Origin of the sequence: Aeromonas sp. MaB10011B, from assembly GCF_017939325.1 — a bacterium.
Classification (GTDB): Bacteria; Pseudomonadota; Gammaproteobacteria; order Enterobacterales; family Aeromonadaceae; genus Aeromonas; species Aeromonas caviae.
Window position 1 is genome coordinate 38,766 of record NZ_JAGKRK010000040.1, and the last position, 18,715, is coordinate 57,480.

General features: G+C 65.0%; 17 protein-coding genes and 1 pseudogene. 12 read left to right on the forward strand and 6 right to left on the reverse strand.

All coding sequences use genetic code 11. The annotated features are described in order from the left end of the window. Positions 1–57: 57 nt before the first annotated feature. The 5 genes from J9893_RS11645 to pspF all read right to left on the reverse strand — a co-directional run bounded on the left by J9893_RS11645 (position 58) and on the right by pspF (position 5,918). A complete protein-coding gene (locus tag J9893_RS11645) occupies positions 58–1,056 on the reverse strand; it encodes an oligopeptide/dipeptide ABC transporter ATP-binding protein (protein WP_010674529.1) in 999 nt (332 codons plus the stop codon). A 79-nt stretch (positions 1,057–1,135) separates the two neighbouring features. Further along, positions 1,136–2,029, reverse strand: coding sequence for an ABC transporter permease subunit (locus J9893_RS11650; RefSeq protein WP_010674530.1), 894 nt, complete (start codon positions 2,027–2,029; stop codon positions 1,136–1,138). Positions 2,030–2,118: 89 nt separating this feature from the next. Beyond that, complete coding sequence (locus tag J9893_RS11655; RefSeq protein WP_010674531.1) at positions 2,119–3,078, reverse strand: ABC transporter permease subunit; 960 nt, start codon at positions 3,076–3,078, stop codon at positions 2,119–2,121. A gap of 61 nt (positions 3,079–3,139) precedes the next feature. Further along, positions 3,140–4,735, reverse strand: coding sequence for an ABC transporter substrate-binding protein SapA (sapA, locus tag J9893_RS11660; protein ID WP_202040833.1), 1,596 nt, complete (start codon positions 4,733–4,735; stop codon positions 3,140–3,142). Positions 4,736–4,871: 136 nt separating this feature from the next. Then, positions 4,872–5,918, reverse strand: a complete 1,047-nt coding sequence (pspF, locus tag J9893_RS11665; protein WP_049637163.1) for a phage shock protein operon transcriptional activator — start codon at positions 5,916–5,918, stop codon at positions 4,872–4,874. Between the two features lie 196 nt (positions 5,919–6,114). Between pspF and pspA the strand changes: the two genes are divergently transcribed. From pspA to hutW, 12 genes and pseudogenes are all read left to right on the forward strand, one after another. Then, the gene (pspA, locus tag J9893_RS11670) at positions 6,115–6,795 is read left to right on the forward strand and encodes a phage shock protein PspA (protein WP_049637164.1); all 681 of its coding nucleotides are present in this window, start codon (positions 6,115–6,117) and stop codon (positions 6,793–6,795) included. A gap of 3 nt (positions 6,796–6,798) precedes the next feature. Next, positions 6,799–7,035, forward strand: coding sequence for an envelope stress response membrane protein PspB (gene pspB, locus J9893_RS11675; RefSeq protein ID WP_005300084.1), 237 nt, complete (start codon positions 6,799–6,801; stop codon positions 7,033–7,035). Between the two features lie 106 nt (positions 7,036–7,141). Beyond that, positions 7,142–7,546 (forward strand): envelope stress response membrane protein PspC, encoded by a 405-nt coding sequence (pspC, locus tag J9893_RS11680; RefSeq protein ID WP_010674535.1) that lies wholly within the window; start codon positions 7,142–7,144, stop codon positions 7,544–7,546. Between the two features lie 72 nt (positions 7,547–7,618). Next, positions 7,619–9,025 carry a YcjX family protein gene (locus J9893_RS11685; protein ID WP_049637165.1) on the forward strand — a complete coding sequence of 469 codons (1,407 nt, stop codon included), beginning with the start codon at positions 7,619–7,621 and terminating at the stop codon, positions 9,023–9,025. 49 nt (positions 9,026–9,074) lie between these two features. Continuing rightward, on the forward strand, positions 9,075–10,118 hold the full coding sequence (locus tag J9893_RS11690) for a TIGR01620 family protein (protein WP_049637166.1): 1,044 nt from the start codon (positions 9,075–9,077) through the stop codon (positions 10,116–10,118). Positions 10,119–10,284: 166 nt separating this feature from the next. Next, the gene (phhA, locus tag J9893_RS11695) at positions 10,285–11,079 is read left to right on the forward strand and encodes a phenylalanine 4-monooxygenase (RefSeq protein ID WP_049637167.1); all 795 of its coding nucleotides are present in this window, start codon (positions 10,285–10,287) and stop codon (positions 11,077–11,079) included. Positions 11,080–11,120: 41 nt separating this feature from the next. After that, complete coding sequence (locus tag J9893_RS11700) at positions 11,121–11,459, forward strand: 4a-hydroxytetrahydrobiopterin dehydratase (RefSeq protein ID WP_049637168.1); 339 nt, start codon at positions 11,121–11,123, stop codon at positions 11,457–11,459. A 142-nt stretch (positions 11,460–11,601) separates the two neighbouring features. Continuing rightward, positions 11,602–13,149: a transcriptional regulator TyrR gene (tyrR, locus tag J9893_RS11705; protein ID WP_043156202.1), complete on the forward strand. Its 1,548-nt coding sequence runs from the start codon at positions 11,602–11,604 to the stop codon at positions 13,147–13,149. Between the two features lie 189 nt (positions 13,150–13,338). Next, on the forward strand, positions 13,339–13,887 hold the full coding sequence (locus J9893_RS11710; protein ID WP_052815260.1) for a YfiR family protein: 549 nt from the start codon (positions 13,339–13,341) through the stop codon (positions 13,885–13,887). Then, entirely contained in the window at positions 13,884–15,113 is a 1,230-nt protein-coding gene (locus tag J9893_RS11715) for a diguanylate cyclase (protein WP_103858957.1), read from the forward strand. Before J9893_RS11710 ends, J9893_RS11715 begins: the two co-directional genes overlap by 4 nt. Before the next feature lie 33 nt (positions 15,114–15,146). Next, positions 15,147–15,635: an OmpA family protein gene (locus J9893_RS11720; protein ID WP_043760992.1), complete on the forward strand. Its 489-nt coding sequence runs from the start codon at positions 15,147–15,149 to the stop codon at positions 15,633–15,635. Between the two features lie 281 nt (positions 15,636–15,916). Continuing rightward, positions 15,917–17,292 (forward strand): annotated as a pseudogene (gene hutW, locus J9893_RS11725) (heme anaerobic degradation radical SAM methyltransferase ChuW/HutW). A gap of 60 nt (positions 17,293–17,352) precedes the next feature. On the opposite strand, the gene xseA reads toward hutW, so the two are convergent. Beyond that, positions 17,353–18,714 carry an exodeoxyribonuclease VII large subunit gene (gene xseA, locus J9893_RS11730; RefSeq protein WP_052815262.1) on the reverse strand — a complete coding sequence of 454 codons (1,362 nt, stop codon included), beginning with the start codon at positions 18,712–18,714 and terminating at the stop codon, positions 17,353–17,355. Position 18,715: the final 1 nt, after the last annotated feature.

Consider the following 18,715-nt stretch of genomic DNA (forward strand, 5'->3'; position numbering starts at 1 on the left):
CCGGATAGAGGGGCTGACGGGGCGGGCAGGTGCCCCGGATCAGGGTCTGGTGCCGGTTCATTTCTTCGGTTCTTCCATGTTGAGCGGGAAGTGGCAACTGAACTGATGCCCCTTGACCTTGCTCATCAGCGGCGTCTGCACGCACTGCTTCTGGGCGTAGGGGCAGCGTGGGCCGAGGCGGCAGCCGATGGGCAGGTGCTGCAGCGGCGGTATCACCCCGGGCAGGGTCTCGAGCCGGGACTTGTGGCGCACCAGTTTGTCAAAGTCCGGGATGGATTTGAGCAGGGCATCCGTATAGGGGTGGTGAGGGGATTCCAGGATCTGGTCCCGGGTCCCCACTTCCACCATCTGGCCGCAATACATGATGTTGAGGGTGTCGGTCAGGTTCGCGATGGCGGCGATGTCGTTGCTGATGATGAGGATGGTGGTATTGCCCAGCTTGTTCATCTTGTCCAGCAACCGCAGGATCTGGGAGTGGGTGGTGGACTCCATGGCGCTGGTGGGTTCGTCCGCCACCAGCAGGCGCGGCTGGTTGGCGATGGCCATGGCGATCATCACCTTCTGGCACATGCCGTCTGACAGCTCGTGGGGATAGGCCCGCATGACCTTGCGGTGATCCTTGACCCCGACCCGGTGCAGCAGGGCGATGGCCCGCTTCTTGCGCCACTGGAAGCGCTGCCAGAACTTGCCGGTGAAGGCACTGGTAGGGATGGCCTCTTCGAGCTGGGTGCCTATCTCCTCCGAGGGGTCGAGGCAGCTGATGGGGTCCTGGAAGATCATCGCTATCTCCCGCCCCATGATGCGGCGCCGTTCCTTGGGCGCCATGGTCAGCAGGTCCATGTCGTTGAAGCGCATCCGGTCGGCGCGCACCGTCCAGTTGTCCTTCTGGATGCCAACGATCACCTTGGCCACCAGGCTCTTGCCCGAGCCGGATTCCCCCACCAGCCCGCGGATTTCCCCCTCGTTCAGGGTCAGGCTGACTCTGTCCACCGCCTTGACCTTGCCCTGGGGGGTGTCGATTTCGATGGTGAGGTTGCGTATGTCGAGCAGGGGCATCAGCAACGTCCCCCGTTCAGGGCGCAGCCGGGTCGCTCAGGGCGTCCGGGGGCGGGGATAGATAACAAGGCTGGCAACATCAGTCGTTCCCTTCTTTGAGTGCTTCGCGAATGCCTTCGCCCACCAGGTTGGTCACCAGCACGCTGAACAGGATGGCCATCCCGGGCAGGGTCACCGTCCAGGGGGCCAGATAGATAAGATCGCTCGAATCGGCCAGCATGGCACCCCACTCCGGCTGGGGAGACTGGGCCCCGAGACCGAGGAAGCCTACCGCAGAGATGTCCAGGATGGCGGCGGAGAGGGTGCGGGTGGTCTGGGTCACCAGGGTCTCGACGATGTTCGGCAAGATGGCCAGACGCATGATCCGCTGGGGCGGAGAGCCGTCGAGGCGGCTTGCGATGATGTACTCCTTCTGCATCTCGGCGTGGACCGCGTTGTAGGTGGCCCGGATGAAAGGCGGTATCAACGCGAGCGTGATGGCGATCAGGGTGTTGAACAGACCCGGCCCCAGGATGGCCACGACGATGATGGCCAGCAGCAGGGACGGGATGGAGAGCAGGGTATCGAGCAGGTGATGGAGCACGCTCGACTTCACCCCCTTGCTCATGCCGCCGAGGATGCCGATGGCCGAGCCGATGACCAGCGCGATGAGCACCACCAGCAGGGCGTTGCCGAAGGTGAGCCTGGCCCCGGCCACCAGACGGGAGAGGATGTCGCGCCCCAGATCGTCGGTCCCCAGGAAGTAATCGATGTTGCCGCTGTTGGCCCAGGAGGGGGCGAGCAACAGGTGGTTGCTGTGCTGATCGTCGATGCCGTAGGGGATCACCAGGGGACCGATGAGGGTCACCAGCAGCAGCAGACCGAAGCACCAGAGCCCCGCCATGGCCAGCGGGTTGCGTCGGTAGGAGGCCCAGGTCTGCTCCAGGGGGGAGAGGATCTTGAGCTCCGGATAGATGTTCGATTTATCGTGCATGATGCAGGCTCCCGTGCCGGTCGCAAGGGGATGGGCACGTCTGTGCGCCGGTGACCCATGGGCCGCCGTGGCTCATCCACAGACCGCAATCAATCTTGTCTTGCATAGAGTTCTTTACGCCGTGCCGGATACATGATGGTGGTCAGCAGATCGGTGCTGACGCTGATGAAGATGACGAAGCTCGCCACCACCAGGAAGGCGCCGCGGATGGCGGCGTAGTCCTGCAGCGCGATGCTGCTCACCAGCCAGCGGCCGATGCCGGGCCAGTCGAACACCACCTCGGTGATCATGGCGGAGGTGAGCACGCTGCCAAGTTGCAGCCCCAGCAGCGGCAACACGGGGGGCAGGGCGTTTTTGAGCCCGTGACGCCAGACGATCTGGCGGCGGGAGAGTCCGCGGCTGGCGGCGGCCTTGATGTAGTTCTGTTTCATCACGTCGATGAGGGAGCTGCGCACGTGGCGGATCACCTCGGTGGTGGGCACCACGGCCAGCACCAGGGAAGGCAGTACCAGATGGCGCAGGGCATCGTGCAGGGCCGCCTCCCGCCAGGGCTCCTGGCTCATCAGCACATCGACGATGGCGATCCCGGTGATGGAGGGCACGTCGTAGAGCAGGCTGATCTGGCCGGAGGAGGGGAGCCAGCCAAGATCCAGGGAGAAGAACATCACCATCAGCAGCCCCAGCCAGAAGACCGGGATGGCATAGCCGACGAGGCCGGCGGCCATGATGGAGAGGTCCGGGCTGCGCCCCTGATAGAGGGCCGCCAGGGTGCCCAGGGGGATGCCCACCAGCAGCGAGATGGCGAAGGCGGCGAGGCAGAGGGTCAGGGTCGCCGGGAAGTAGTGACGGATCTCGTCGAGGACCGGCTGGCCGGAGACGCTGGAGAGCCCGAAATCCCCGGCGGCGATGCGCTGGAGGAAGTCAGGATAGCCGTGCCAGAAATCCAGCACCTGGGTGATGAGGCGAAACTCCAGGAGGTAGGCCCCCAGAGTCAGCACCAGGAGGGTGATCACCAGCAGGGTGATGCGGCGCAGGATATAGAAAAACATGCTTATGCCTCCTGGGGACGGTGCGCCGATGGCCCGACGATGGAGTGGTTATCTGTCATGGTCACTCCCGATGGGCCTGGTTGAAGGTGGTGCCGCCAAAGGGCATCAGGGTCAGCCCCTGAATGTCGCTGCGACTCACCTGGGTTCTCAGGGCATGGGCCAGGGGAATGAGCGGCAACTGCTCGTTGAGCAAGGACTGGGCATAGTAATAGTTGCGCAGGCGGAAGGCGAGCTGCGGGGTGGTCACCGCATCGTCCAGCAGCTGATCAAACGCCGGGCTGCACCAGCGGCTGTAGTTGTTGCCCCGCTCGACGGCGGCGCAGCTCAGCAACTGGCGGAAGAAGTTGTCCGGATCCGCGTTGTCGGCGATCCAGCCCGAGAGCAGGCTGTCATATTGTCCATGGGCGAGCCGGGTCTCGATGACCGGCCAGGCCTGCTGCACTATCTTGAGGCTCACCCCAATCTTGGCGAAATCGCTGCGCATCAGTTGCGCCGTCTTGAGGCCGTCCGGGTTGTAGGGACGGGCGCCGGGTTGCACCAGCACCTGCATCTCGAAGCCGTTGGGGTAGCCCGCGTCCTTGAGCAACTGGCGAGCGAGCGTGAGATCCGGCTTGCGCTGGGGCAGGGAGGGGTTGTAACCCCAGGAGAGGGGCGGCAGCAGGCTGGCGGCGCTCTGGCCGGTCTCGAAATAGACCGCCTGCAGCAGATTCTGCACATTGATGGCGCTGGCGAGGGCCTGGCGCACCTGCACCTTGTTGAAAGGGGCCTTGCGGGTATTGAGGGCGAGGAAGGCGACGTTCATCCCCGACTGTACCGACAGATCCAGGTGGGAGTCTTTGTCTATCACCGACAGCTGGCTGGCAGAGGGGGTGCTCATCACGTCGCACTCGCCGGTCAGCAGCTTGGCAAGGCGCTTGGAGGACTTGGGGGTGATGTCGTAGATGAGCTGCTCCATTCTGGCCTCGCCGCCCCAGTAGCCGGGGTGACGCAGGTAGCGCACGAACTCGTTGTGGCGATACTCCTTGAAGCTGAAGGGGCCGGTGCCGATGGGGCGGCTGTCCAGCTGCGCCGGGGTGCCGGCCTTTAGCATCTGCTCCCCGTACTCGGCGGAGAGCACGATGGCGTAGTCGCTGGCCAGGGTGGCGAGGAAGGAGGCATCGGGGCGGTTCAGCTCGAACACCACCTCATAGGGCCCCTTCTTGTAGACCCGCTTGATGAGGTTGCCGAGCCCCAGGCTGTAAAAATAGGGGTACTCGCCGCCGGAGACGGCGTGGAAGGGGTGGTGTTCGTCCAGCAGACGCTGCCAGGTGAACAGGACGTCGTCGGCATTGAAGTGACGGGTCGGGCTGAACCAGGGGGTTCGGTGGAAGGTCACTCCCTTGCGCAGGGTCAGGGTATAGGAGAGGCCGTCCTCGCTGCTTTGCCAGCGGGTGGCGAGCCCCCCTTCGATGCCGAGGGTGTTGGCATTGACCTCGAGCAGGCGATCGTAGATGGGACGTGCACTGGCATCCAGGGTCGCATCCGAATTGGCAAGCTGCGGGTTGAAGGTTCGGGGTGCCCCTTCGGCACAATAGATGAGCCCGGTTTTGGAGGCTTCATCGCGTTTCTGACAGCCGCTGACCAGGACCAGGAGACCAAGCAGCAGGGGGGTGAGCATTCTCATGTTGGAACCATGTTTTCAGACAAAGTTGCCCGCCAGGGGGCGGGCGCGTTGCGGGGGGCGGCCGTGCAGGCGCTCCCGTCGGGGGTGACGTGCGCCGCGTTATCCGCGCGCACAGACCCGGTGCCAGGCATCAGCCCGCCTCCTGGTTGCCACTGTTGTCATCCCCGTCCAGCAATTGATATTTGCGCAGCATCCCCCGGAACTGGTGATAGCTCAGGGCCAGCAACTGGGCTGCTTTGCGCTGATTATACTGGGATTGCTGCATCGCTTGCTTGAGTAAATTAATCTCGTACTCCGCCACCGCCCCTTTGAGATCCAGCGGCAGGGTCGGGGTCGGGGCCGTCTCTGCCGAGGTCGGCGCGTCCGTGGAAGGGGCGGCGTCACCTCGGGCACGGGGGCGCCAGGGGGAGTCAAAGGGATTGAGCACCAGCTCCGCCAGCGGCAGCTGGGGGTTGCCCTGGCGATAGAGGCTGCGCTCCACCACGTTCTTGAGCTCCCGCACGTTGCCCGGCCAGGGGTAATCTTGCAGCAGCTGGGTCGCCTTGCGCGAGAAGCCGGCAAAGAGCGGATACCCCAGCTCCCGGGTCATGCCGTGGGCGAAGTGCTCCGCCAGCATCAGGATGTCCTCGCGCCGCTCCCGCAGGGGGGGCAGGGTGATGACGTCGAAGGCGAGCCGGTCCAGCAGGTCGTGACGAAACCGTCCTTTCTCTGCCAGTGCAGGCAGATCCTCGTTGGTGGCGCACACCAGCCGCACATCCACCTTGAGGGGCTTGGCACCGCCCACCCGCTCGAACTCCCCGTACTCGATGACCCGCAGCAGTTTTTCCTGCACCCGGGCGCTGGTGGTGGCCAGCTCGTCGAGGAACAGGGTGCCGCCGTCGGCCCGCTCGAAGCGCCCCTGATGACGTTTGGCGGCGCCAGTGAAGGAGCCCGCCTCGTGGCCAAACAGCTCGGTCTCCAGCAGGCTCTCGCTCAAGGTGGCGCAGTTGATGGTGACAAAGCTTTGATCCCAGCGATCCGAGAGATAATGTAGGCGGTGGGCGATGAGCTCCTTGCCGGTCCCACGCTCGCCGATGATGAGCACGGGCTTGCGCAGCGGCGCGAGGCGCGATGCCTGCTCGATGATTTCTAGAAATGCGTTGGATTCACCCAACAGACTTTCCGTGGCCGTGGTCATCCCTGCCCCTGTGAGTTGAAAAATCTGGTTAATCTTACCAAAAGTTGGTTATTTTAATCATCACTTGTTTCCCCGGGACTTGAACTGCATTCTGAGTGCCCATATAAATCAACAAGTTAAATATTGTTCCAGATTGGCACACAAGTTGCCATTGTCAATGGAGACACAACCCGATGCCTATCACAGGAGTACAATCATGAGCATTTTTTCTCGCCTGGCCGACATCATCAATTCCAATCTGACGGCCCTGCTCGACAAGGCGGAAGATCCCCAGAAGATGGTGCGTCTGATCATCCAGGAAATGGAAGATGAACTGGTGAAGGAGCGCTCCAATCTGGCCCGCTTCCTCGCGAATCAAAAAGAGATCGGCCGTCAGGTGAGCCGCCATCAGGAGCGGGTCGTCGAGTGGCAGGGCAAGGCCGAGCTGGCCCTGACCAAGGGGCGCGAAGATCTGGCCCGGGCCGCCCTCATCGAGAAGAGCAAGCAGGCGGAGCTTGCCGACGCCCTGTCTCGTGAGCAGCAGGCGGTGGACAGCGGCATCGAGAAGCTGGGGGAGGAGATCCGCCAGCTGGAAGCCAAGCTGGAAGACGCCCGTGCCCGCCAGAAGGCGATGGCCATTCGCAGCGAAGCCGCCAGCAGCCGCCTCAACGTGCAAAGCCAGGTGGCCCGTGGCGACAGTCAGGCCGTGGTGAGCAAGTTCGAGCGCATGGAGCGCCGCATCGACGAGATGGAAGCCCGCGCCGATCTGGGGCAGTCCGACAAGGCGCTCGCCCAGCAATTTGCCGAGCTGGAAGCGGACGACCAGATCAGCCGCGAGCTGGAAGCCATGCGCCAGAAGTTGGGCCAGCACAATCCGGCACCGAAACAGGGAGAGTAACAGATGGAAGATCTGCTGGGTGTATTGATGGTTCCCATGGTGGTCTTCATGGTGGTGGTGGCCCCCATCTGGCTGGTGCTGCACTACCGCGCCAAGGGACGCATTGGCGCCGGTCTTGCCGATGGTGAGCGTGAACAGCTGCAGGGCTTGCTGGTGCGTGCCGAGAAGATGCAGGAACGGGTCGGCGCCCTGGAGTCGATTCTGGATGCCGAGGTTCCTGGTTGGAGAAACAAGGTATGACGGTTTTCAATGAGAGATGTCATGACTGTGGCAAAAAGCCGGAGCGGACCGGAACCGTATTGGCGTCGATTCTGGATGCGGAAGTCCCCGGTTGGAGGAACAAGGTATGAACAGTGTCAGTCGTGAAGGGCGCAACCTGTACCGGGATCCCCAGCGGGGCAAGATTGCCGGGGTCTGTGCCGGTCTGGCAGAGTACTTCGGGGTGGAGACCTGGATCGTGCGGCTGCTAGCCATCAGTGGTCTCATCTTCGCCGGTTTCATCACCTTCACCGCCTATATTGCCGCCTGGTTCCTGCTCGACAAGAAGCCGGTCACCCTCTACTCCCAGGAAGATGCCGAGTTCGCCGAGGTGCGGATGAAGGCGCGCAGCTGGCAGGCAGGCGTCACACCTCATCAGGCCCTTGCCCGTATCGGCCAGGAGCTGGATGCACTGGAGCCCAGGGTGCAGCGCATCGAGAAGCTGGTGACCTCCAAGGAGTTCACCCTGCAACGGGAGTTCAGCAAGCTCTAATCGTGCCGGGCCGCGAGGATACCGCCTCGCGGCCGTCTCTCTGATGTGATCACAAGGAGAAAAAGACCCGCCTTGATACGCAACAAACTCGAACACTCCTGGTCGGTGCTCCAGCACAAGGCCGTTGACGCGGTGAACCGGGCCCGGGATCGCCACATCCGGCTGGCGGTCACCGGCCTCTCTCGCAGTGGCAAGACCGCGTTTATCACGGCGCTGGTCAATCAACTGGAGCACGCGGCCATCGACGGTCGTCTGCCGCTCTGGGACGCCCAGCGCCAGGGACGCATCCTCGGTGCTCGCCGGGTGCCCCAGCAAAACGCCCACATTCCCACCTTCCCCTACGAACGGGGCCTCGATGCCCTGTTTGGCGATCCGCCCGCCTGGCCCGCGCCGACCCGAGGGGTGGCCGAGGTACGCCTCGAGATCCGTTATCGCACCCGCCATCCGCTGCGTCGGCACCTGGGTGAGATCTCCACCCTCTATGTGGATCTGGTGGATTATCCCGGGGAGTGGCTGCTGGATTTGCCGCTGCTGGATCTGAACTACGAGCAGTGGAGCGAGCAGGTGCGGGAGCAACTGTGCCGCCCCGAGCTGCAAGCCCTGGCGGCAGGCTGGTTGACGCCGCACTGGCAGGCGGATCAAGCCTTCGAGGAGCGGGCCGCCAGCGAACTGGCCGCCCGCTACACCGATTATCTGCACGCCTGCAAGCAGGCGCTCGGGCTTCACCTCATCCAGCCCGGGCGTTTCGTGTTGCCCGGCGAGTATGCCGGTGCGCCGCTGCTGCAATTCGTGCCCTGGGTGTGGGAGATGCCCACACACTCCCCCGAAGACGGCACCCTCTACACCACCTTCAAGCAGCGCTTCGAGCAGTACAAGCAGCATCTGGTACAGGGCTTCTATGAGCAGCACTTTGCAGGCTTTGATCGCCAGATCGTGCTGGTGGACTGCCTGGCGCCCCTCAATGCCGGTGCCGCGAGCTTTGGTGACATGCAGCAGGCCATCGCCCGCATCATGGAGAGCTTCGCCTACGGCAAGAGCAACTGGTGGCGCCGTCTGTTCGCCCCGCGCATCGACAAGCTGCTGTTTGTGGCGAGCAAGGCCGATCACGTCACGCCGGAGCAGCACGGACCTCTGGTGTCGCTCCTGCAGCACCTGGTGAGCCGTGGCCGGGGTCAGGCCCGCTTCGAGGGGATAGAGACCGAATGCCTGGCGCTCGCCGCCATCAAGGCCACCGAGGTGGGCAAGGGGGTGGCAGACGGACGGGAATTTCCCGCCATTCGTGGCACTACCCTCTCGGGCGATCCCTTGCTGCTCTTCCCGGGGGAGGTGCCTGCCCAGATCCCGCCTGCGCAGTGGTGGAAAACTCAAGGGTTTGATTTTCAGGCCTTTCGCCCGTTGCCCATGAGCGCCCATCAGGCGCTCCCCCATATCCGGCTCGATGCGGCGCTGGAATTCCTGCTCGGGGATCACCTCGAATAACGGGTGGGTGGCCCGCTGTGCTCGAGGGGCGCCCACAGGAGAGAATGCGATGAACGATCAGACAAGATGGCGCACCGATGACGCCGCACCCCTGCAAGGCAAGGTGACGCTGGAGCCCGCGCCCTCGGTGGCAAGCGAAGCGCAGCCACCCGCCCCGGCCCGGCGGCTGGAAGAGGAGAGCTTCGAGCCTCTGGACGCGCTGGACGAGCTCACCGAGGTGGAACCCGCGCTTAACGTCAGGCCTCGGCGCCGCCATCGTCTGCTGGCCTGGGGGCTGGGTGGGGTGGGGCTGCTGTCCCTTGGCCAGTTTGGCGCTTTTCTGGTGGATCAGTTTGCCGCCTCCCCCTTCTGGGGCGGGGCCTGGCTGCTCGCCTCTGGCCTGGTGGCGGTGGGCACCGCCGGGGTGGCGGGGCGCGAATGGCTGCGGCTGCGCACCTTGAAGCGGCGCCAGGATGTGCGCTCAAGAGCCGAAGATCTGCTGGCCCATCAGGGGGTGGGTCAGGGGCAGGCCTTCTGCGAGGCCCTGGCCGAGAAGAGCGGTGACAAGGGGCGGGAAGGGTATCGCACCTGGCTATCCCAGCTTGACGAGAGCCACAACGATCGGGAAGTGCTGACCCTCTACAGCCAGCTGGTGCTCACCGAGCGGGACAAGCTGGCCCAGGCCCGCGTCGCCAAATGGTCGGGGGAGGCCGCCGTGCTGGTGGCCCTGAGCCCGCTCGCCACGGTCGACATGATGCTGATGCTCTGGCGCAACCTGCGGATGATCGAGGACATCGCCGATGTCTACGCCATCGAGCTTGGCTACTGGAGCCGCATCCGCCTCATCCGCCAAGTGTTTCGCAACATGCTCTATGCGGGGGCCACCGAGCTGGTGACCGAGGTGGGAATGGATCTGCTGGGGGCCGAGCTGACCGCCAAGCTCTCCGCCCGCGCCGCCCAAGGGGTCGGGGCCGGGTTGCTCACCGCGCGCCTCGGGATGCGTACCATGGAAGCCTGTCGCCCGCTCCCCTGGTGTGCCGACGAGAAGCCGAAGCTGGGGGAGTTGCGCAAGCGGCTGATCGGCCAGTTGGCGGGTTATCTCAACAAGTCGTGAGGTGGCTGGGGTTCGATAGGGATGTCACAAATTATTTACAATTGTCAAAAGCAGCCGACCCCGGGGTCGGCTGCTTTTTTGAGGGGCAAACCGTTACAGTGATCCCATGACTCAACGGCCAGTGACCGCCCGGATGGCGGCTGGCACCCGAAGGATGGGAGCACTCATGGCAAGTCTCTACACGGCCCGCCAACCGGATGGGCAGGGCCGGATCCACTACACGGACGAGGAGCACGGCACCTGGCGGATCCTGATTGCACGCCAGCTTGCGGCGCTCGATGGCAAGGCCTGCGATGAATACCAGGCCGGGTTGGCACGCCTCGACCTGCCTCTGGACCGCATCCCCCAGCTGGGCGAGATCAACGCCGCCCTGATGCCCGCTACCGGCTGGTCGGTGGCGGCGGTGCCAGCCCTCATCTCCTTTGATCACTTCTTCGCGCTGCTCGCTGATCGCCGTTTTCCCGTCGCCACCTTCATTCGCCGCCGGGACGAGCTCGACTACCTGCAAGAGCCCGACATCTTCCACGAGATCTTCGGCCACTGCGCCATGCTGACCAACCCGGCCTTTGCCCACTTCACCCACCTGTATGGTCGGCTCGGACTCCATGCCAGCAAGGAGGAGCGGGTCTATCTGGCGCGGCTCTACTGGTTCACGGTGGAGTTCGGTCTCCTGCAGGGGGAGGAGGGGCTGCGCATCTACGGCGGCGGCATTCTCTCCTCCATCGGCGAGACCGCCTATGCCCTCTCGGGCAAGCCCGATCTGCAACCCTTCGATCTGCTGGAGATCCTGCGTACCCCCTATCGCATCGACATCATGCAGCCGACCTATTTCGTGCTGCCTCGTCTCGATACCCTCTATGGTCTGGAGGGGCAGGGGATCATGGCGGCCGTGGCCGAGGCCCGTCGTCTTGGCTTGCGTCCACCCCGCTTTGCCCCCGTTGCCGGCAAGCAGGCGAGCTGACCCGAATTCATTCCCACGATGTTTCATGAAAGGAGTCCCGAATGACTGAACTGGCGAGTCAACGATGCGAGGCGTGCCGCGCCGATGCCCCCAGGGTGAGCGATCAGGAGCTGGGGGAGCTGATGCACCTCATCCCCGACTGGCAGCCCCTGGTGGTGAACGGCGAGCTGCAACTGCGTCGTGAATTTGTGTTTCGCAACTTCAAGGAGGGGCTGGCGTTCACCAACCGCCTCGGAGAACTGGCGGAGGCGGAGTTCCATCATCCGGCGATCTTGCTTGAATGGGGCAAGGTGACCGTGAGCTGGTGGACCCACAAGATAGGCGGCTTGCATCGCAACGACTGCATCATGGCTGCCCGCACCGACGCGCTGATGAAGTAACCGCCGTCTGGCGCCAGCGCAGACAGGGCCTGCCCGGTGAAAGCGGGGCAGGCCCGCATTTTTGTGGGGGAGCGCTCGCACTGGCGGGATCGAGTCTGTATTATCCCGTTATTCAGAATGTTAGCTAGGAAGTGTGTGCCGAATGCGTCTTGAAGTCAGCTGTGAAGACCGTCTGGGCCTGACCCGGGAATTGCTCGACCGACTGGTGGAGCACAACATCGATCTGCGCGGCATCGAAATCGATACCTCAGGCATCATCTATCTCAATTTTCCCGAGCTGGAGTTCCGTGACTTTCAGCATCTGATGCCGGAAATTCGCCGCATTCCCGGCGTCTATGACGTCAAGACCATCCCCTACATGCCCTCCGAGCGGGAGCACCACGAGATAGAGGCCCTGCTCAAGGCGCTGCCGGACCTGGTCTTCTCCCTCGACAGCAAGGGGCGGGTGACCCAGGCCAACCAGGCCGCCCTCACCACCCTGGCGTTGCCACCGGACGAGGTGCGCGGCGTGGCGATCTCCTCCCTGGTCAAGGGCTTCTCGTTTGGCCGCTGGCTGGAGTCGGGGGAGATCAAGCCCCAGACCTGCAAGCTGAGCCTCGGTGGCGAAGAGTACCTGGGCGATCTGATGCCGCTGTTCGTGGCCGAAGAGAAGGGCAAGCAGGCTCTGGCCGGCGCCGTGGTGGTGCTCAAATCCGCCCGCCGGGTCGGCATGCACTTCAGTGCCCTGCACGCGGTGGAAGTGGGGGGCTTTGAACACCTGCAGGCCGAGAGCCAGAAGATGAAGGAGGTGCTGGCCCAGGCGGCGAAGCTCGCGATGCAGGATGCGCCGCTGCTCATCGTCGGCGAGACCGGCACCGGCAAGGAGCTGCTGGCCCGCGCCTGCCACGGCGCCAGCCTGCGCTCCAGCCACCCCTTCATGGCCCTCAACTGCGCCGCCATGCCGGACAACGTGGCGGAGAGCGAGTTGTTCGGCTATGCCCCCGGCGCCTTTGGCAACAACACCGAGGGCAAGCGCGGGGTGCTGGAGCTGGCGAGCGGCGGCACCCTGATGCTGGACGAGATCGGCGACATGTCCCCCCATCTGCAGACCAAGTTCCTGCGGGTGCTGCAAGATGGCGTGTTTCGCCGGGTCGGTGACGAGCAGGAGGTGAGGGTCAACGTGCGCTTCATCTGCACCACCCAGAAGCAGTTGCTGGATCTGGTCCATGAAGGGAAGTTTCGCGAAGATCTCTACTACCGCCTCAATGTGCTTAGCCTCAATCTGCCGCCGCTGCGCGAGCGCAAGGCGGACATCATGGCACTGGCCCAGCAGTTCGTGTCGCGCTTTGCGAGCGAACTGCAGCGCCCGCGTCCGCGCTTTACCCGCAACATGGCCGAGTACCTCACCGCCTACCGCTGGCCCGGCAACGTGCGCCAGTTGCGCAACTGCCTCTATCGGGCCATGACCCTGCTGGAAGGGGACGAGATTGGACCCGAGCACGTGGACTTGCCGGTGGCGGCCGATGCCATGCCGCTCATCGACGAGTGGTTCGAAGGGGGGCTCGACGAGGCGGTGAAGCGTTTCGAGAGCCGCCTGCTGGAGCGGCTCTACCCGGCGTTCCCCTCCACCCGCCAACTGGCCAAACGGCTCGGTGTCTCCCATACCGCCATCGCCAACAAGTTGCGCGAATATGGGATTGGCAAGAAGTAGCGGCTGAGCTGCCCGTGGCGTGCGCTGACGCGCACCCCGGGCGGCACTGCGACACCTCGTGACGCACCCTGCGTGCGGGCGGATGGGGCAACCCCCTCGGGCTGATAAGCTCGGTACGACTCCCTTCAGGCTATCCCTTCATGGGCGTCGGCCCACCCCATTGTCGACGTAAACATAAGTGCGGACATCATGCAGTTGTTGTCTTTCATCCGGATTTTTGTGTGGCTGTTGCCACTGGGCTGCACGCTGGTGCTGGCCAATGCGGCCGTGGCGGCGACCTCGGCCGAGCTTCGCAGCGAGCTGGTGCGCCAGACCGTGCTCGACATCCTCAGCTACACCCGCTGGCCCAAGGAGCCTGCAAAGCTTCGGCTCTGCATTGCGGCGCCGACGGAATATGCCGGCGCCCTCTTTGCCATCGAGCGGCAGGCCAACGGGCGCCCGGTGGACGTGCATCGCTACGGGCTCGACGACGAGGCACTGATCCAGCGCTGCGATGTGATCTATCTGGGGGTGCTGGCCCCGGAGCGGCGTCTCCCCCTGTTCGAGCGACTGCAGGGGCACGCCATCCTCAGCATCAGCGAACAGAGCAGGGAGTGCATCGCCGACGCTGTCTTCTGCCTTCAGCCGGACACGGATCGGGTCCGCTTTCGGGTCAACCTGGATGCGCTCGCCCGCAGCGGCGTGCGGGTGCACCCGGCCGTGCTGAAGCTCGCCAAGGCTGACGAGGGCGCACGATGACGACTGCACCCGCAAGCCCCAGGCTCACCCTGCGACAGAGCCTGGGCCGCACCCACATGATGATCTCCCTGACCGCCGTCTGCATGGCGGGCCTGTTCCTGACCATCACGGCGCTGCTGGCGCTGCGCCTCTATGCGGATCACAACCTCGAGCTGGTGGCCCGCGCCATCAGCTACACCTCAGAGGCCGCCGTGGTGTTCGATGACGAGGAGGCGGCGAAAGATGCCCTGGAGACCATCACCTCCCGGGAGGATATCGCGAGCGCCAGCATAGTGCTGCCCGATGGCCAGGTGCTGGCAAGCTGGCGCCGTGCCATCACCACCCCCTGGACTACCCTGGAGCAGCACCTGGCCCGCCTGATCCTGCCGGGGCCGGTGGAAGTGGCCATGGTGCGGGAGAGCCGGGAGATAGCCCGGGTGCACCTGGTGGGGCACGGACAATATCTGCTGCACTTCCTGCTGCAGACCCTGCTGGCGACCCTGGTGCGCCTGTTGCTCAGCATCCTCGGGGCTCTCCACGTGGCGCGCCGCATGCAGCGCTCCATCACGGCGCCCCTCAAGGCCCTGGCCGAGGTCGCCTACAGTGTCAGTCGCCAGCGCGCCCTCAAGCAGCGGGTGCCGGCGGCCAACATCGCCGAGCTGCACGCGCTCGGGGAGGACTTCAACACCCTGCTCGACGAGCTGGAGGCCTGGCAGGCCCACCAGAAGCGGGAAAATGCCAGCCTGCTGCACCGGGCCACCCACGACGCCCTCACCGGCCTGCCCAACCGGGCTCTGTTCGAGGCGCGGCTGGGGCAGGCCATCCAGGGGGATCAGGAGCGCTTCGCCCTGCTCTACCTCGACTGTGATCGCTTCAAGCAGATCAACGACACCCTGGGCCACGGGGTAGGCGACGAGGTGTTGATCGCTCTGGCGCGGCGGGTGCAGCACCAGCTCAGACCGCTGGATCTGGTGTGCCGCCTCGGGGGCGACGAGTTTGTCATCCTGCTCGCCCCGATCCGGGACGAGCACGAGGTGCACGAGGTGATGACGCGGATCCAGCAGGGGATGAGCACCCCTGTGGTATTGAGCGACGGCCGCCACCTCGGGGTGGGCATCAGCATCGGCGCCGCCCTCTACCCCGAGCAGGGGGAGACGGCGGAGGCCCTGTTGCAGTTCGCCGACGACGCCATGTATCAAGCCAAACGACAACGTAAGGAGGAAGAAGCACACAGGAGAACCACGTGAAGTTGAACCGGACATAGTGAAAGGACCATAACAATGATCATTTTGAAGGCGCTAAAAATCGGGCTTGTTGCGCTGCTGCTGGGAGTGCTGGCCGGGTGTCAGAGTGCGCCCCAGGGGCTCACGGCGGAGCAGATCGCCACCCTCAGGGAGCAGGGATTTCAGCTGACCGATGAGGGCTGGACCCTGGATATCTCCAACAAGGTGCTGTTTGCCAACAATGTCGGGGCCCTCACTCCCCAGACCCGCCTGGTGGTGGAGCGTCTTGGCAAGACCCTCATCGGCGTCGGTCTGAACCGGGCCAGGGTGGACGGCCACACCGACTCCAACGGGGAGGCGAGCTACAACGAGCAGCTCTCGCTCAAACGGGCCCGCTCCGTGGCCGATGTCCTGATGTCGGTGGGCATGCCACCTGCGAACCTGGACATCCGCGGCCGGGGTGAAGCGGCGCCCATCGCCGACAACGGCACCGCCGCCGGACGAGCGGAGAATCGCCGGGTCGCCATCGTCATCGACAACGGCTGAGCCATTTTGTCCCTGCGTCGGCATGACGAGGCTGTCTCTGATGTCCGACTGCGTGTGTGATACCACTCTCCTGCCGGGGAGTGGCTCTCTTCCTCCTCCAGCATTGTCCTTCCCTTTCTTCTATTCATCCCGCTGTTTCCGCACCCGCTTCGACGGCGTTGAACCTCCTCCGCTCCTGAGAATCCTGGCTGAGCACCCAGGTCCAGAACTTGATCCAGCACAAGGGTGGCTTTGTTGATATTGGTTATCATTTGCATTATTTGCAGATGGTAGCCACAGTGATGACCCCCCTGTTTACCCCGACCATGACGGGTCTTGCGACCCCGGATCCCCTCGCATTCGCCTTCACCGCCAAGACCTCAGCCCACGCCAGCCGCGGCGGTGCCGGGCCCCTGATGCTCGACGAGGCGGGCTGGCAGGCTTGGTGGCAGCAACCGAGCCAGGCCGAGGCGCGGGCGCTCTACATCCACGTCCCGTTTGCCGCAAGCGCTGCAGCTTCTGCAACTTCTTCGAAAATGGCGCCAATCCGGCGCGCATGAGCCGCTATATGGCGGCCCTCTGCGAGCAGCTGACCAGGGCGGCCAAGACCCCCTTGGTGCAGAGCCAGTCCTTCTCCGCCGTCTATGTGGGCGGGGGCACGCCCACCGACATGGCGGCGGGCGATCTGGCTCTGCTGGCCAATGCCATTGGTCGCTTCCCCCTGACTTCGGATGTGGAGCTGACCCTGGAGGGGCGCCTCAACGGTTTCGATGACGCCAAGTGGGAGACCGCGCTGGCGGGGGGCTTCAACCGCTTCTCGTTCGGGGTGCAGAGCTTTGATACTCGCGTGCGCCAGCAGGCGGCCCGCTTCGACGACAGGGAGACCCTGTTGGCCCGGCTAGGGGCGTTGACCCGCCACGACGAGGCCGTCATCGCGGCGGATCTCATCTTCGGTCTGCCCGGCCAGGACGACTTCGTGTGGCGCCAGGACGTTGCGGACGTGATGGCGAGCGGCGTGCACGGGGTGGATCTCTACCAGCTCATCGCCATGGCGGGCACCAACCTGGCCCGCGCCGGGGAGAAGGGGACATTGGGCTGGGCCGCCGATGGCCCGCAGCGGGCTGCCATGTATGCCCAGGGCGCCCAAACGCTGGAGGCGGGAGGCTGGCAGCGCCTCTCCTGCAGCCACTGGCGGCGCACCCCCGCCGAGCGCAGCCGTTACAACCAGATGGCGAAGTGCGGCGCCGAGATCCTTCCCTTCGGGGCGGGGGCGGGGGGCAACATTCACGGCCACGGCCTGATGCAGGGGCGGGATCTGGCCGCCTGGCACGAGGCGCTGGCCGAAGGGCGACGCCCCCCAGGCATGGTGATGGGGCAGACCCCCGATGTGCGCATCGACGGTCTGCTGCGGGGAGGCCTGGACGCGGGCTGGCTGGATCTGACGTGCCTGCCTGCGCCGCTGCGGGCCCATTTGCTGCCGCTGTTCGAGCGCTGGCAGGCGCACGGACTGGCCGAGCTCGGTCAGGAGCGCCTTGAGCTCACCCTGGCGGGACGCTTCTGGAACGTCAATCTGCAGGCCGGGCTGTTTGAATACGTGCAACGCAACCCGCTGGCGGGGGAGCAGGGGGGCGCCGGGTCATCCGGCAACCGGGCGGCGGTACACCCCACCTTGGTGTAGAGGGTGGGAGAGGGAGGTGAAGTGCAGTGCAGCGGGGGCGCCATGAGTGCCCCCGCTGGGTTAGGGGTTGTGCACCTCTTCCACGCGCACCCGCAGCTGGCCCTCGGCCAGGGTGGTGACCAGGGGCTGGCCGACGTTCACCTGAGCGGCGCGGCTGATCACCTCGCCGGTCGGGGTGCGTACGATGGCGTAGCCGCGTCCCAGGGTGGCCAGCGGGCTGACCCCGTCGAGGCGTGCGCTCAGCATGGCGAGGCGGTGTCCGGCCACATCCTGGCGCCGGGCAATCAGGGCATGGAGCCGCTCCTCCGCGAGCTGGTGGCGGCGCTTGCCGGCGGCCAGCAGCTTCTCGGGGCTTTTGGCCTGCAGGCGCAGCTCAAGATTGGCCAGGCGTCGCTCCCCCTGATGCAGGCGGCTTGCCAGCAGTTGCTGCAGGCGGGCGGACAGCTCGTCGAGGCGCTGGGACTGCTGCTCCAGCCGGCGCTTGGGATCCTGGTGGTCGAGCCGCTTTTGCAGCAGGGCGAAGCCGTGGCGGGCGGCGGTCTGGTGGCGGTTCATGGCCTGGGTGAGCCGCTGGCGCAGGTGCACGAGGCGCTGGGCGCGGGCACTCCTGTCCGGCGCCACCAGCTCGGCGGCGGCGGAGGGGGTGGGGGCGCGCAAGTCAGCGGCAAAGTCGCTGATGGTGACGTCAACCTCGTGACCCACGGCGCTCACCACGGGGATGGCGGAGCCGTGGATGGCACGGGCCACCGCCTCCTCGTTGAAGCACCAGAGATCCTCCAGTGACCCGCCGCCGCGCCCGACGATGAGCACATCCACCTCGGCGCGCCGGTTGGCAAGCATGATCGCCGAGACGATCTGGGCGGTGGCGGCGCTGCCCTGCACCAGGGTCGGGTAGATGAAGACGGGCAAGTCCGGGGCGCGGCGGCGCAAGACGGTCAGCATGTCGTGCAGGGCGGCGCCGGTGGCCGAGGTGACCAGACCCACGGCGCGGGGCTCGCGGGGCAGGGGGCGCTTGGCCCCCTCGTCGAACAGCCCCTCGGCCCCGAGGCGGCGCTTGAGCTCCTCGAAGCGCAGGGCCAGCATGCCGTCCCCGGCGGGTTGCATCGACTCGATGATGAGCTGATAGTCGCCCCGGGGCTCATAGAGGGAGACCCGGGCCTGCACCAGCACCTGCATGCCGTCCTGGGGGCGGAACGGCACCCGGCGGTTGTTGCCCTTGAACATGGCGCAGCGCACCTGGGCCGACATGTCCTTCAAGGAGAAGTACCAGTGGCCCGAGCTTGGCATCGCGAGGTTGGAGAGCTCCCCGGTCAGCCACACCAGCCCCAGATCCTGCTCCAGGATCATGCGCACGGCGCTGTTGAGGCGGGTGACGGTAAAGATCTGCTGCTTGTTCTGGCTGGATTGGTTGAGCTGATTCAAG